Origin of the sequence: Mesorhizobium sp. Ca11 (assembly GCF_020165275.1) — a bacterium.
Lineage (GTDB): Bacteria > Pseudomonadota > Alphaproteobacteria > Rhizobiales > Rhizobiaceae > Mesorhizobium.
Genome location: NZ_JAIUHU010000016.1, coordinates 125174 through 139452 on the forward strand (window position 1 = coordinate 125174; position 14279 = coordinate 139452).

The 14279-nt window shown below is 63.1% G+C and carries 16 protein-coding genes and 1 pseudogene; 5 read left to right on the top strand and 12 right to left on the bottom strand.

The annotated features are described in order from the left end of the window. Nucleotides 1-240 precede the first annotated feature (240 nt). From LB538_RS24305 to hisB, 12 genes and pseudogenes are all read right to left on the bottom strand, one after another. Nucleotides 241-1827, bottom strand: coding sequence for a hypothetical protein (locus tag LB538_RS24305; protein ID WP_224525976.1), 1587 nt, complete (start codon nucleotides 1825-1827; stop codon nucleotides 241-243). A 140-nt stretch (nucleotides 1828-1967) separates the two neighbouring features. After that, entirely contained in the window at nucleotides 1968-3518 is a 1551-nt protein-coding gene (locus tag LB538_RS24310; RefSeq protein ID WP_224525973.1) for a hypothetical protein, read from the bottom strand. Next, nucleotides 3515-3790: pseudogene (locus tag LB538_RS24315) on the bottom strand (GtrA family protein); the annotation flags it as partial. The gene LB538_RS24310 and the pseudogene LB538_RS24315, both read right to left, overlap by 4 nt. Nucleotides 3791-4008: 218 nt before the next feature. Further along, nucleotides 4009-4968, bottom strand: coding sequence for a type I pantothenate kinase (coaA, locus tag LB538_RS24320; RefSeq protein ID WP_140843531.1), 960 nt, complete (start codon nucleotides 4966-4968; stop codon nucleotides 4009-4011). Nucleotides 4969-5040: 72 nt separating this feature from the next. Then, nucleotides 5041-5364: a phosphoribosyl-ATP diphosphatase gene (locus LB538_RS24325; protein ID WP_095768008.1), complete on the bottom strand. Its 324-nt coding sequence runs from the start codon at nucleotides 5362-5364 to the stop codon at nucleotides 5041-5043. Nucleotides 5365-5373: 9 nt separating this feature from the next. After that, complete coding sequence (gene hisF / locus LB538_RS24330; RefSeq protein ID WP_224525967.1) at nucleotides 5374-6165, bottom strand: imidazole glycerol phosphate synthase subunit HisF; 792 nt, start codon at nucleotides 6163-6165, stop codon at nucleotides 5374-5376. Next, nucleotides 6165-7004 (bottom strand): arginase family protein, encoded by an 840-nt coding sequence (locus LB538_RS24335; RefSeq protein ID WP_224525965.1) that lies wholly within the window; start codon nucleotides 7002-7004, stop codon nucleotides 6165-6167. Before LB538_RS24335 ends, hisF begins: the two co-directional genes overlap by 1 nt. Beyond that, nucleotides 7001-7747, bottom strand: coding sequence for a 1-(5-phosphoribosyl)-5-[(5-phosphoribosylamino)methylideneamino]imidazole-4-carboxamide isomerase (gene hisA / locus LB538_RS24340; RefSeq protein ID WP_224525963.1), 747 nt, complete (start codon nucleotides 7745-7747; stop codon nucleotides 7001-7003). The genes LB538_RS24335 and hisA overlap by 4 nt, the downstream gene beginning before the upstream one ends. A 3-nt stretch (nucleotides 7748-7750) precedes the next feature. Further along, nucleotides 7751-8041 carry a DUF1330 domain-containing protein gene (locus LB538_RS24345; protein WP_224525961.1) on the bottom strand — a complete coding sequence of 97 codons (291 nt, stop codon included), beginning with the start codon at nucleotides 8039-8041 and terminating at the stop codon, nucleotides 7751-7753. Between the two features lie 2 nt (nucleotides 8042-8043). Next, complete coding sequence (gene hisH / locus LB538_RS24350; protein ID WP_224525960.1) at nucleotides 8044-8694, bottom strand: imidazole glycerol phosphate synthase subunit HisH; 651 nt, start codon at nucleotides 8692-8694, stop codon at nucleotides 8044-8046. 1 nt (nucleotide 8695) lies between these two features. Continuing rightward, complete coding sequence (locus tag LB538_RS24355; RefSeq protein WP_224525959.1) at nucleotides 8696-9166, bottom strand: DUF2628 domain-containing protein; 471 nt, start codon at nucleotides 9164-9166, stop codon at nucleotides 8696-8698. A gap of 4 nt (nucleotides 9167-9170) precedes the next feature. Continuing rightward, on the bottom strand, nucleotides 9171-9767 hold the full coding sequence (hisB, locus tag LB538_RS24360; RefSeq protein WP_224525958.1) for an imidazoleglycerol-phosphate dehydratase HisB: 597 nt from the start codon (nucleotides 9765-9767) through the stop codon (nucleotides 9171-9173). Between the two features lie 215 nt (nucleotides 9768-9982). Between hisB and hslV the strand changes: the two genes are divergently transcribed. From hslV to LB538_RS24385, 5 genes are all read left to right on the top strand, one after another. After that, nucleotides 9983-10534, top strand: a complete 552-nt coding sequence (hslV, locus tag LB538_RS24365) for an ATP-dependent protease subunit HslV (protein WP_095768016.1) — start codon at nucleotides 9983-9985, stop codon at nucleotides 10532-10534. A gap of 6 nt (nucleotides 10535-10540) precedes the next feature. After that, nucleotides 10541-11107: a GNAT family N-acetyltransferase gene (locus LB538_RS24370; RefSeq protein ID WP_411909054.1), complete on the top strand. Its 567-nt coding sequence runs from the start codon at nucleotides 10541-10543 to the stop codon at nucleotides 11105-11107. Next, nucleotides 11108-11707, top strand: coding sequence for a DUF2585 domain-containing protein (locus LB538_RS24375; RefSeq protein ID WP_224525957.1), 600 nt, complete (start codon nucleotides 11108-11110; stop codon nucleotides 11705-11707). A gap of 5 nt (nucleotides 11708-11712) precedes the next feature. Further along, the gene (gene hslU / locus LB538_RS24380) at nucleotides 11713-13023 is read left to right on the top strand and encodes an ATP-dependent protease ATPase subunit HslU (protein WP_224525955.1); all 1311 of its coding nucleotides are present in this window, start codon (nucleotides 11713-11715) and stop codon (nucleotides 13021-13023) included. A 167-nt stretch (nucleotides 13024-13190) separates the two neighbouring features. Further along, nucleotides 13191-14150: a DUF1402 family protein gene (locus tag LB538_RS24385; RefSeq protein ID WP_095768019.1), complete on the top strand. Its 960-nt coding sequence runs from the start codon at nucleotides 13191-13193 to the stop codon at nucleotides 14148-14150. The last annotated feature ends 129 nt before the right edge of the window (nucleotides 14151-14279 follow it).

A 14279-nucleotide genomic window follows, 5' to 3' on the forward strand; every position in this document is an offset into this window, starting at 1 on the left:
ACCACGCCATCAATGACATCAGCGGCAGGAAAAGCGCGACGCCGATATGCTCACGCTCGCTGAAACATTGCCGGGAAACAGCACCGGCATCGCATAGGCGGCGGGGGCAAGCACGAGAAGCGCCGGTCCTTCCCTGAAACGGGCGGCGCACCCCCGCGCCGGCCAGCATCAGTCCCGTCAGGGCAGCCAGAAAGGAGACATCCTTTAAGCGCCAATTGATCTCGATTAGCCAGTGCCGCCCTAATTGCGTTCGGCGATATCGCTGCGGATGAACAGGGTTACTGAGGCGTTCTGATAGAGCAGACGATAGCCCTGCAAAGCCTTTGCGATCAAAGGGCTGTCACGCAACGGCGCCGTTGCGTGCGGCTGCGTCAGATGGAGCTTTATCGGTACGTCCGGTCCTGCGGTTCCGTCATCGGCAACGATATCCGGCCGTTTCGTGGCCAACTCGCTGGCGATCGCCTGCGTGTAATCCGCGCGCAAGGCTTCGAGCCTGAGGTGGGTCGCGGTATCCGGCCCAGACTCGATCAGGACCTGGGCATCATTGACCATCCAGCCGGACGGGTGGCGCCCAACCATGCGAGCGCCGGTCATCCGGACGAGCGGATTGCCGATCTGCAGCGCCGAGCCGATCGATATAAAGGTCGGGTGATCGGCGATCCGGTTGATGGCGGCCGTCGCCGCGTCGAGATCGCCACGCGGTTCGACGAATGCCAGGCCTTGCCGTGGCGCGACGGTCGTTACGAGCAAAAGCAGACCGAACCCGACACCCGCCCTTGCCAGCACAGGCAGGTCGCGCTGCGGCCGCAACCGGATAAACTGGAGCACAAAGGCCAACATGCCGAGCGTCAGGAACGGCATCGCCTGATAGGTCCAGCCTTTGCCCAAGACGACAAACCCAGGGATATAGCCAACACCTGCCAGCAGCAGAATCTTAGCATCGCGATCGGGCCAGTCAGGGTAGGCCATGGCCAACGTTGCCGCGGCCATGGCCACGAAAATCTTCACCGGCAAGAGCATCAACATGTCGACGGCCGGCAAGCGCATCGGCAAATAGACCTCGCGCAGCAAAGGCAGGACATCGGTGAAGAAGGGCTGCATGAAAACCACAAGCACGACCAGATAGGCGACGGTCAAAACAGCGCCGAACACATTCTCGGTCGTCAGCAGAGGCCGCGCCGAGCGTCGCTGCGCGGCAAGGACCAGCACCGGCGCAGCCAGCGCCAGCACGCTGAAGGGCGGTTTGATCATGACGAAAATCGCGGCGCCAATCCCGGCGGCAAGCCGCTCGGCCGTGCTGCCGGCGCGGAAATCCGCTGTCCGGTCGCGTGCCGCAAGCAGCGCCAGCCAAGGCAAAAGGCAGATGACTGCGATTTGTTCGCGCTGGCCGAAATCCGCCGGCGACAGCGCAAGCAGAAGAAACACCAGGACCGGAACTGCCCAGACGAATCGCGTCAGCGTTTGGTCGGCACGTACGAGGATTCGAGCTGAAAGCCAGACCGAACCGATTGCCAGCACTACCATGCCGAGCCCCACCCAGAGCTCCGCCGAAAACCCGGTCAACCGCTCAAGAATTAGGAATGGCAGATAGAGCCAGGTCGAAAAGGGCGGATTGGCCTCGGCGACGTCGACATAAAGGCGTTCGCCGCTCAGCACGCGGTCGCCGACGGTCAGCAGCCACGATACGTCGACATTGCCCGGCAAGAGGCGCGAGACGACGATCGCATAGAGGGCGATCAACAATGTTGCGGCAGCCGGCAGGCCAAGGCGAAATGCAGTTCCGGCCTGACTGGGCCGCAGATCGGCCTGCTCGTCTGAAGCAACCAATGGCGCATCCATGCCGGGAGCCTCAATAGCAGTACAGCGTTTGTGGCTTAGTTTCTAACGGACCGGCAGTTAAGCGCGCTTTAACCGGCAGCCACCGTTCAAAATTTCCTCGCGACCTCTCCCGAAAGGACGGCTGCGGATCACTCTGCCTGGGCAGTTCCTGCATTGCGCAGCAACACCTGCACTTCGTCATCCTCGGCAATCTGCTGATAGCGTCGCAGGAAGTTGGTGTAGTCTTGCCACTGGGCAAGCTCCGCATTCCAGTCCCTGTCCTTTTTCTCGACGATTATCATGGCAGGCTTCTGGGTCTCGAGCTCGGCGATCTTGCTCTCGATGTAGCGATCGGCGATCTGCCGGTAGTGGGATGCCGCCTCCTGGTCGCCGTCCCGGCTTGCGATGCCCGAAAGATAACGCGCCGATTCACCCAGCCAGTCGTTGCAATGGCGTGAAATCCATGTCCCGCCGAGCATGCGGGTAAGTGGATGGCCCCCCGAGATGTCGGCGCCGACTAGCGCGACGGTCGGCTGAGGAGCAGCGGCCTTAAGCTTGGCGACAAACTCTGCACTGAGCTTCTGTGTCTGCATGAACGGGATGGCGGCGGCGGCAATGATGACAGCCAGCAGCACCTTGCGCACCAGTTCCATTGCCGTGCCCGGCGATTTGCATGTCGCCGGGGCAGCTTGCGCCATCCTCAGCAGGAGGGCCGCCAGAATCAGACTGAAGGCCGGAAATGCGTGATAGGGCCAGCCTTTTGCCTGGTAGATCAGCGGCACGGTCGCAGCCAGCGAAGCAAGCGTGAACACGGTGACCAGTGGCGACAAAGGCAATCCCGGTCTAAGAAGATACAGCGCGGCAAGAGCGACCACATAGATCGGCACATAGATCTCCAGCAGCGCCTGCATCTTCTGCATCCGCATATAGGTGTCGGCCAGCATCGGATAGACGACGCTCAGGAATTCCGGATAGAAATACTGGACGGCAACGACATAGGCGACGCAGACCAGGCCGATCGCCCAGTTCTCGACGGCGAAAAGCATCCGGATCGACCGGCGGCTCCAGGCCGCGTAGAACGCCGGAACGAGCACGACCAGTGCATAATAGGGCTTCACCAGAACCAGCACGCTGCCGCTAAGCCCGGCAAGAACCGCCGTCAGGATACTCGGCACGCGTCCTTCGATAGGCGCCGCGCGCCACGCCGTCAGCACCAGCATCGGCAAAAACAACGCGATCCCCAGTTGCTCCCGTTCGGTGAAAGCATTGCCCGGGAAGATGACAAGCAGGGCCAGGAACAGCGGCAACATTTGAAACAGCGCGCGGTTCTCGGCAAGACCGGCCTGCTTGGCGATCAGCCCGGCAAACCCCAATCCTGTCAGGCAAATCGCATAGCTGTAGGCATGAACCGCCACCTCCGGCGACATGCCGACCTTGTGCGCCAGTGCCACGACCGGCATGAACATCCAAGGCGTGAAAGGCGGATTGACTTCGAACACGTCGACATAGAGCCGTGATCCGGCAAGCATCTTCTCGCACAGCGTGATCACCCAACTTGTGTCTGGTATGACGCCCCATCGCATCTGCCAGGGAATGGCGGCCGCCAGGACCAGCAGGCAAAGTATCACGGTCCATGCCCACATGCTGCGCGCTTCGCCGATAGGCGCGTCTGCTGTCGGTCTGTCGAGCACGGCGGTCATCGGCTCTCTCCTTCGGGGCAGAGGGGGCCGCTGGCGCCCATGGGAGCGCCGAAGACAAACTTGCGTAAGACTGCGAAGTTCAGAACCGGCACTAGAATGGAAGCCAGCGCCACCGGCGCCGACGACAGGTATCCGGCGAGATCGGTGAGAATTGCGGCCAGCCCAACGGAGAGGAGGAATCCGGCCCCGGTTGCACAGGCGAAGCGGAAGATTTCGACGCCAAGCGCACCGTCAGGCATGAACGTCACGCAGCGATGCCCGCAATAGGAAAACGCTGCTCCGGCGCTGGCGTCGAGCTTGTCGAGTTAGGCTCATCCCGCCGGACAAATAGCGGCAGCGCCGCCTCTGCATTGAAGCCCGAAATGACCAGTGAATAGACCGGGGCTCGCGTCCCGCGGCATTGCCCGCATTGATCACCGGTTGCCTCCCGACACCCGCTGGAGTTTGGCTGGCAACGCTAGTCGGGATTGCCTAAGGCGTCGTTAAGGGGTCACAATTTCCTTAACGCCACTTCCTCGATGAGGTGGTTGGTGCCCTTGCGCAGGATGAGGTCGGCCCGCGCCCTGGTCGGAAGGATGTTCTCGCGCAGGTTCTTCAGGTTGATGTTGGCCCACAGCCCCTCGGCGATGGCCCGCGCGGCATCTTCGGAGAGCTGCGAATAGCGGTGGAAGAAGGAATCCGGATTGCGGAAGGCGGTTTCGCGCAGCCGCATGAAACGCTGGATGTACCATTGATGGATCAGCTTCTCGTCGGCATCGATATAGATGGCGAAGTCGAAGAAGTCGGACAGGAATGGCACGATCTTGCCGTCCTTCGGCAGCTTGCCCGGCTGCAGCACGTTGATGCCTTCGAAGATCAGTATGTCCGGCCGGTCGATCGTGACGAACTCGCCCGGAATGACGTCGTAGGTCAGGTGCGAATAGACCGGCGCCCGGACGCTGCTTTGCGCCGACTTGATGCCGGACAGGAATCTGAGCAGCGCGCCGACGTCGTAGCTCTCGGGGAACCCCTTGCGCTCCATGAGATTCTCGCGGCGCAGGATCTCGTTGGGCAACAGGAAGCCGTCGGTGGTGATGAGGTCGACTTTCGGGCTCGACGGCCAGCGCGCCAGAAGTTCCTTCAGCACGCGCGCCGTGGTCGACTTGCCGACCGCGACCGAGCCGGCAATGCCGATGATGAAGGGTGTCTTGACGACGTCCTGCGCGTTGAAAAAGGCCTGGCGCTGCCGAAACAGCAGCTGGCTTGCCTCGACATGGGCCGAAAGCAGCCGGGACAGCGAGAGGTAGATGCGCTTGACTTCTTCGAGGTCGACCGGGTCGTTGAGCGAGCGCAGCCGGTCGATCTCGTCCCCGGTCAGCGTCAGCGGCGTGTCGGCGCGAAACTGCGACCATTGCTCGGCGGAGAAGAATCGATAGGGGGAATACTTCTCGGTCGGAGCCAGCTGGTCCATCGGGTTTCCTGCCCTCCTAGAGCGTGCCGCCGAAAAGTGCGAAGCCGGGCGACATCATGCTCTCTCTTTCGATCAGCCCTGGGGCCGGGACGCCTTTTCGGCGGTACCCGAGCGGCTGGTTCGGCCCTCAAGCTCCTTCAGCACCTCGTCAAGCGGAATGCCCGCGATGCCAAGGACGACCAGCCAATGATATATAAGATCGGCGCTTTCCGAAACGACGGCTTTCTTGTCCCCCTTGACGGCGGCAATCACCGTCTCGACGGCTTCCTCGCCGAGCTTCTGCGCCGCCTTGTCGATGCCTTTGGCGAACAGCTTCGCCGTCCATGAGTCGGCGTCGCCGGAATGGGCGCGCTGATGGATGATCGTTTCCAGCTCGGCGAGTGAAAATTGAGCCATAGCAGCGGTTTAAGTCCGATGGGCGGCCGAGTCCAGCCGCATCGGCAGGCCGGCCCTGGCCATATGCGTCTTGGCTTCGGCGATGGTGTAGGTGCCGAAATGGAAGATCGAGGCGGCGAGCACCGCGCCCGCATGGCCGTCGCGGATACCCTCGACCAGGTGATCGAGTGTTCCGACGCCGCCGGAAGCGATCACCGGCACACGCACGGCGTCGGCAATCGCGCGGGTGAGCGCAATATCGTAACCGGCCTTGGTGCCGTCGCGGTCCATCGAAGTCAAAAGGATCTCGCCGGCGCCGCGCTCGACCATGCGCTGCGCGAATTCGACCGCGTCGATGCCGGTTTTCTCGCGTCCGCCATGGGTAAAGATCTCCCAGCGGTCGGTCTCGCCTTGCGCTGATACCTTCTTGGCGTCGATCGCCACGACGATGCACTGGTTGCCGAATTTATCGGCGGCTTCCGCGACGAAATCCGGGTTCTTCACCGCCGCCGTGTTGATCGACACCTTGTCGGCGCCGGCCAGGAGCAGCTTGCGGATGTCGGCCACCTGGCGCACGCCGCCGCCGACGGTGAGCGGCATGAAGCACTGCTCGGCAGTTCGGGCAACCACGTCGAATATCGTCTCGCGATTGTCGGACGAGGCGGTGATGTCGAGGAAGCAGAGCTCGTCGGCGCCTGCGGCATCATAAGCCTTGGCGGCCTCGACCGGGTCGCCGGCATCGACGAGGTCGACGAAATTGACGCCCTTGACCACGCGGCCGTTCTTGACGTCGAGGCAGGGGATGACGCGGGCCTTGAGCATCACTTGCGCTCCAGCGTCGAGAGCAGGTCGACCACCAGCGCGCCGACCAGCGGCGGCACGTCGCCCTTGGGATCGAAGGCCGGATCGTAGGCGGAGATGGTAAGCCCGGCGATGGCGAGCGGCCCGGCGAGGCCGCACATGGCGGTGCGCAGCTGCTCGGGAGCCGGACCGCCGGGCGTGGTGTAACGGTTGGCCTGCAGCTTCTCGGGGTCATGCACGTCAAGGTCGACATGCATGTGGACCTGGCGTGCACCGTCGGCCTTCAGCCTTTGCGCCGCGCTCTTCCAGTCCGGGCATTCGGTCCGGATGATCGGCAGCTTTTCCAGCAGTTCCTGTTCCGCGCTGTCGAGGTCGCGCGCGTTGACCAGAACGCAGCGCGACGGATCGACCGGCTTGAAGCCCGGGATCTGCGCCGCTATCGATCGCCAGCACAGGCCCAGCACGGTGGCCAGCGCCATGCCGTCGAGAAAGCCCGTTGTGGTGGTTTCCGGCGTGTTGAGGTCGCCGTGCTGGTCGGCCCAGATGATGGCGTCGGCACCGGCACCGGCAACGGCGCCGGCGGCGGTCAGGCAGTTGCCGGCCAGCACGATCGGAAACCGCTTCCTGTCCAGCGCCATGCGGACTTCGCCTGAAACGGCGTTGCAGACGGCAAATCCGGTACCGATCTCGCGCTCGGCTTCGTCCTCGACCACCTTGCCGATGTCGCTCACCTCGACATCGTGCCCGGCGAGCTTCAGCGCCTCGGCCAGCCCGCCCGAAATCAGCGCGTCCGGGCCCTGGCCGCAGCCGCCGTGGAAATGGCCGCTGTCATAGGAGGCCAGAATGATCGAAATGTTCACGCTCTTGCCCCCGTCCGCTCGCCGCGCAGGATCGCCAGCGCCTCGGCTGGGTCGATACGTCCGTCATACAGGGCGCGGCCGGAGATCGCGCCTTCGAGTTTTTGCGCGTCGGGCATGGTCATGCGCACGATGTCGGCGATCGAGGCGAGGCCGCCGGACGCGATCACCGGAATCGACACGGCCTCGGCGAGGTCGATGGTCGAATCCCAGTTGATGCCGGAAAGCACGCCGTCGCGGTCGATGTCGGTGTAGATGATGGCGGCAACGCCGGCGCCCTCGAATTTCTTGGCCAGCTCGATGACGCCGAGCTCGGAGGCCTCGGCCCAGCCCTCGACCGCGACCTTGCCGCCCTTGGCGTCGATGCCGACCGCTATTTTCCCGGGAAAGGCCTTGCAGGCCTCCTTGACCAGTTCGGGTTCGCGCACCGCCACGGTGCCGAGGATAACGCGCGTCAGGCCGCGATCCAGCCAATCCTCGATCTGCGGCAAGGTGCGGATGCCGCCGCCGAGCTGCACGGGATTCTTCGTCGCCTTCAGAATGGCGCCGACCGCCGCCGAATTGACGCTTTGGCCCTTGAAGGCGCCGTTGAGGTCGACGACATGCAGCCACTCGAAGCCCTGCTCCTCGAAGGCCCTGGCCTGCGCGGCGGGATCGTCGTTGTAGATGGTGGCGGTGGCCATGTCGCCCTGCTTCAGGCGCACGCACTTTCCGTCCTTGAGGTCGATGGCGGGAAACAGGATCATCGGTCAGGCGCCCTCGACAATGACGAAATGGCCGGTCGAAGCGGCGAGCCGGCACTTCGAGGCATGCTGATATTCAGGCGAATGATAGCATTCGATCGCCTTGTCGTAGGACTCGAACTCCACCAGCACGTGACGGTTGCCGGTCGGCCCTTCCGGACTCTCGTAGCGTCCCGCGCGGACCGGGAACTTTGCGCCGTATTTCGCGAAGGCGACGGCATTCGCGTCGATATACTGCTTGTAGACGTCCGGATCGCGGACATCGATCATCGCCATCCAATAGCCCTTCTTGCTCATTGTCAGGGCCTCCATTTCAGGAAATTGGTGATCAAGGCCAGGCCGAGCGCTTGGCTCTTCTCGGGGTGGAACTGCGTGCCGGCAAGGTTGTCGCGGGCGACGGCCGCCGTCACCGCGCCGCCATAATCGGTCGTCGCCAGCACTTCGCCGGAATTCTTCGCGTCCAGATGATAGGAATGGACGAAATAGGCGTGCAGCCCCTTCGGACCGGTCTCGATGCCGGAAAACAGCGGGTGCTTGCGTTGGAGTTCGATCGTGTTCCAGCCGATCTGCGGGATTTTCAGCGCCGGATCGGACGGCGTGATCTCCTTGACATCGCCGGCGATCCAGCCAAGACCTTGGGTGATGGTCTTTTCGAGGCCGCGTTGCGACATCAGCTGCATGCCGACGCAGATACCGAGGAAAGGCCGCCCCTTACGAAGCGCGACCTCTTCCACCGCCTCCCACATGCCTGCCACCGCATGCAGGCCGGAGGCGCAGTCGGCATAGGCGCCGACGCCCGGCAGCACGATGCGGTCGGCGGAACGCACGCGCTCGGCGTCGGCCGTCAGCTCGATCGTCGCGGCAAGGCCTGCCTCATGCGCGGCGCGCTCGAAGGCCTTGGTGGCCGAGCGCAGATTGCCCGAGCCGTAATCGATGATGGCGACCCGCATGTCAGGGCCTTCCAGGCGTATGGGTCAGGCCGAGCGCCATGCCTGTCTGCGGCGGACGTGCCTGCGATGCATCCGGCACGATGCGCGGCAGAGGCTGCTCCTCGCTCTCCTCGCCGGTTTCCAGCGCATGGCGCGTCTCGGCATCGCCGAGATTGCCGGCCTCGATCACGCCCCATTCGCGCCAGCCGCGCCGCCGCAGCGAGGCGATGCGCAGGCCCTGGCCTTCGAAGCCGACATAGAGGGAGACCAGCAGCGACAGCAGCGATCCGGCCCCTTCGAGCCCGAGCCTCTCGCCGGCCACCGACAGGATCGCCATGACGATGAAGGTAAGAGCCGCCTCGATCCACATCCGGTGCCAGGCGAGCCAGAGCGGCGCGACCAGGAAACCCAGCCAGGCGAAGCTGTCGCGCACGAAAATTGCGTCCTCGGCTTTGTTGCCGGCCGGCGGCGCCATCACGACATAGATCGCCATAGGGCTATCCTTTCAGGGATCCCTTGGTGGAAGGCACCGCGTCGGGCTGGCGCGGATCGGGCTCCAGCGCTGCGCGCAACGCCCGCGCCACCGCCTTGAAGCAGGTTTCGGCGATATGATGGTTATTGGCGCCGTAATGGTTGGTCACATGCAGCGTGACGCCGGCATTCTGCGTCAGCGCCTGAAAGAATTCCCGCACCAGCTCGGTGTCGAACGTGCCGATCTTCGGCGACGAGAAGCCCACATTCCAGACCAGGAACGGCCGGCCCGAGACGTCGATCGCCGCCCTGGTCAGCGTCTCGTCCATGGCAAGGTCGATCGAGGCATAGCGCATGATGCCGCGCCGTTCGCCCAGCGCCTTGCTCAGCGCCTGGCCGATCGCGATGCCGGTGTCCTCGACTGTGTGGTGGTCGTCGATATGCAGGTCGCCCTTAGCCTTGACCGTCATGTCGATAAGCGAATGCCGCGACAGCTGGTCAAGCATATGGTCGAAGAAGCCGATGCCGGTCGAAATGTCGGATTTTCCCTTGCCGTCGACATCGACGGAGACCGAAATCTCGGTTTCCTTGGTCTTGCGGCTGACTTCGGCCGAACGCGTCATCGCTTTGTCCTTGTTGCCCTGCTTGGAGGCGCCAGGGCTTGAAAACGAGAGCCTTCTATCAGCATGATCCGGCGATTGCCAGTTGCCATTCCGGCCGCTATCGGCTCGGCCTGAGGTAGTTTGCAATCGTTGGCCCTATGCATACATATGGCCGATCAAACTCACTCGTACCGCGCCAATCGCCTTTTCAAGGGATAGCGCGCATCGGAGCTCAAATGTCCAATGAACTCACCATGCACGCCACGACCATCATCAGCGTGCGCAAAGGCAACAAGGTCGTGATCGCCGGCGACGGCCAGGTCAGCCTTGGCCAGACGATCATGAAGGGCAACGCCCGCAAGGTCCGCCGCATCGGCAAGGACGGCAGCGTCATTGCCGGCTTCGCCGGCGCTACCGCTGACGCCTTCACCCTGCTCGAGCGGCTCGAAGCCAAGCTCGAGCAATATCCGGACCAGCTGACGCGCGCCTGCGTCGAGCTCGCCAAGGACTGGCGCACCGATCGCTATCTGCGCCGGCTGGAAGCCATGATGCTGGTCGCCGACAAGTCTGTCTCGCTGGCGCTGACCGGCAATGGCGACGTGCTGGAGCCCGAGCATGGCGTCATGGCCATCGGCTCCGGCGGCAATTACGCGCTGGCCGCGGCACGCGCGCTGATCGACACCGACAAGGATGCCGAGGAGATCGCCCGCAAGGCCATGCAGATCGCGTCCGACATCTGCGTCTACACCAACAACAATTTTGTCGTCGAAACGCTCGATGCCGCTTGAACGACCATGATCCCGAAGGGTGGCCGCCGGTTTTCGGACAAGATCATGGTCGAACAGGAAGATAGCTATGATTTTCGGCCGGTCACGGAAAAAGACCTGCCGATCATCGCCGGCTGGCTGCGCGAGCCGCATGTCGCCGAGTGGTGGGACGATCCGGAAAAGGAAATCGCCGAGATCCGCGAGCATATCGATTCGGTTTCGGTGGAGCCGCTGATCGTCGAGCTCGACGGCAGGCCGATCGCCTATCTGCAGAGTTATGATCCGCATATGGAGGACGACCATCCCTATGCCGACCAGCCCTTCGGCACGCTGGGCATCGATCTCACGATCGGCCCGCCGGAGCTGGTCGGGATCGGCCATGGCTCGGCCATCCTGCGCCAGTTCGTCGGGGAGCTTTTGGAGGAAGGCGCGCCGGGCGTCATCATCGATCCGCATCCCGACAATGGCCGCGCCATCCGCGCTTATGAGAAGGCCGGCTTCAGGCCGATCGGCCGCAGGCATTCGCAATATGGGGACGTCGTGCTGATGGCCGTCGATGCGGCCGACGACGATGAAATCTGGGGGACTGATTGAATGACTGCATCCGGAGGGGACAAGACGCTTTCGGCCTATGAAGACAGCTGGCGCATGGGCCTGCTGCTCGTTCTCGCTTTTATCATATTCCAGGCAGGCGCCTTGTACGGCATGGGCCACCCGCCGATCTGCACCTGCGGCTACGTCAAGCTCTGGCACGGCGTGGTCAACAGTTCGGAGAACTCCCAGCACATCGCCGACTGGTACACCTTCTCGCACATCATCCACGGCTTCCTGTTCTATGCGCTGGCCTGGGCGCTGTTCCCGCGCTCGCCGGTGGGCTTAAGGCTCGCCTTCGCCGTCCTCATCGAAGGCGGCTGGGAGATGCTGGAAAACAGCCCCTTCATCATTGACCGCTACCGCGCCGGCACCATCTCGCTCAACTATTACGGCGACTCGATCATCAACTCGGTGTCCGACACGCTGTTCATGGCGCTGGGATTTGTGATGGCGCGAAAGCTACCTATATGGGTGGTCGTGGCCCTGGCGCTCATCTTCGAGTTCGGCACGGGTTACATCATCCGGGACAATCTGACGCTCAACGTGATCATGCTGCTGCATCCGTTCGAGTTTATCAGGCAGTGGCAAAGTGGAATTTGAGTAATATGAGCACCTTTTCTCCCCGCGAAATCGTTTCGGAACTCGATCGCTTCATCATCGGCCAGAAGGACGCCAAGCGCGCCGTGGCCATTGCCTTGCGCAACCGCTGGCGCCGCCAGCAGCTGGAAGGCCAGATGCGCGAAGAGGTGATGCCGAAGAACATCCTGATGATCGGCCCGACCGGGGTCGGCAAGACCGAGATCTCGCGGCGCCTGGCGCGGCTCGCCGGCGCGCCCTTCGTCAAGGTCGAGGCCACGAAATTCACCGAGGTCGGTTATGTCGGCCGCGATGTCGAGCAGATCGTGCGCGATCTCGTCGAGGTCGCCATCGGCCTGACGCGCGAGAAGATGCGCGAGGACGTCGCCGCGCGCGCCCAGATCAACGCCGAGGAACGCGTCCTGGAAGCGCTGGTCGGCAAGACGGCGAGCCCGGCGACCCGCGACTCCTTCCGCAAGAAGCTGCGCGACGGCGAGCTCGACGACAAGGAGATCGAGATCGAGGTGGCCGACACCGGCACCGGCGGCATGCCCGGTTTCGAGATCCCCGGCATGCCGGGCGCCAATGTCGGCGTGCTCAACATCAACGACATGCTGTCGAAGGCGATGGGCGGCCGCAGGACCAAGACCCGCAAGACCACGGTGCGCGATTCCTATGCGGTGTTGGTCAACGACGAGTCCGACAAGCTGCTCGACCAGGACGAGGTGGTGCGCAGGGCGCTGGAATCGGCCGAGAATGACGGCATCGTCTTCCTCGACGAGATCGACAAGATCGCCGCCAGGAGCGACATTTCGGGCGGCCCGTCGCGCGAAGGCGTGCAGCGCGACCTGCTGCCGCTGGTCGAAGGCACCACGGTCGCGACCAAATATGGGCCGATCAAGACTGACCACATATTGTTCATCGCGTCGGGCGCCTTCCATGTCTCCAAACCGTCCGACCTGCTGCCCGAGCTGCAGGGCCGCCTGCCGATCCGTGTCGAGTTGCGCGCGCTGGAGAAGGCGGATTTCATCCGCATCCTCACCGAGACTGAGGCGAGCCTCATCAAGCAGTATATCGCGCTGATGAAGACCGAAGGCGTTGAGCTGACCTTCACCGACGACGCCATCGATTCGCTCGCCGGCATCGCCGTCGACCTCAACGCCAGCGTCGAGAACATCGGCGCGCGGCGCCTGCAGACCGTGATGGAGCGCGTGCTGGACGAGATTTCCTACGACGCGCCCGACCGCCACGGCACGGCCGTCACTATCGACGCCGCCTATGTCGAGAAGCATGTCGGCGACCTGTCGCGCAACACCGACCTGTCGCGGTTTATTCTTTAAGCTCTATCGGGTTCGGGCTGGCTTCCGGCCGGCCTGAAACGCCCTTCCAATCCAAAGTGTGGCCAAATGGAAGCATCTGGCCACCATTTTCGCTAACAGCTCGAAGCCTTCTCTCGACTCTGCCAAGCGCTTTACCTAGTTTGCCGCGCATTCGAAGGCGGCGGCGTATGAAGAAACTTATCCTGCTTTTTCTCGGCATGGCCTTGGCGGCGGCGGTGGCAACCGCCGATGCCGCGACCATCGTGCCCCCGGGCAACCGCAACAGCGTGCAGCCGGATATTCCAGGCGCCTCCAGCCGGCGCACTCAGGCCACCAACACCACCTTCCAGGCCAAGTACCGCAAGGTCTACGCGCTGTTGCAGAACGATGCCGAGCTGCGCGGCAAGATCAGGAAGGCGGCAGCAGCCTACGGTATCGATCCCATGCATATCGTCGGCGCCATCGTCGGCGAGCATACCTACAATGTCGACGCGTACGACCGTCTGCAGACCTATTACGTGAAGGCGATCTCCTATTTGTCGAGCAAGCTCTCTTTCGCCTATCACGGCGAGGACGTTTCGGATTTCATCCATCGGCCGGAATTCGAGAAATGCGCCGGCATGGACGACAGCTACGACCTTTGGGAATGCCGCGAGCAGGTGTGGAACCGCGCCTTCCGCGGCAAGAGCGTCGGCGGCGAGGATTTCCCCAACGATCGCTTCGGCGCCACCTTCTTCCAGCCTTATTATGCCGGCCAGACCTTCGGCCTCGGCCAGTTGAACCCGCTGACCGCGCTGCAGATGAGCGACCTCGTGCACAAGGTCTCGGGCTTGCCCAGGCTCGACGTCGGCGATCCCAACGCGGTCTATAAGACCATCATGGACCCGGACCTGACGCTGCCTTACGTCGCCGCGACCATCAGGAAGTCCATCGACGCCTACCGCGGCATCGCCGGCTTCGACATCTCGAAAAATCCGGGCCTCACCGCCACGCTCTATAATGTCGGCAACCCCGAAGAGCGGGCTTATGCTCTGAAGGCCGAGAACGACAAGCGCCGCGCCGCCGGCGAACCGGAAAAGCTGCCCGAAGAAAACTATTACGGCTGGCTGGTCAACGACAAGCTGGATGAGCTGAAGGCGCTGTTTTAGGCGCGTCAGGCTTTGAGAGCGGAGCCGTAGGGTGCATGCCAGCTTGGCGCATGCATTGTCCAACGTAGCGCTGGTCGACCCCCACTCCGTCTCGGCTTCGCCGAGCCACCTCTCCCCCGATCGACGGGG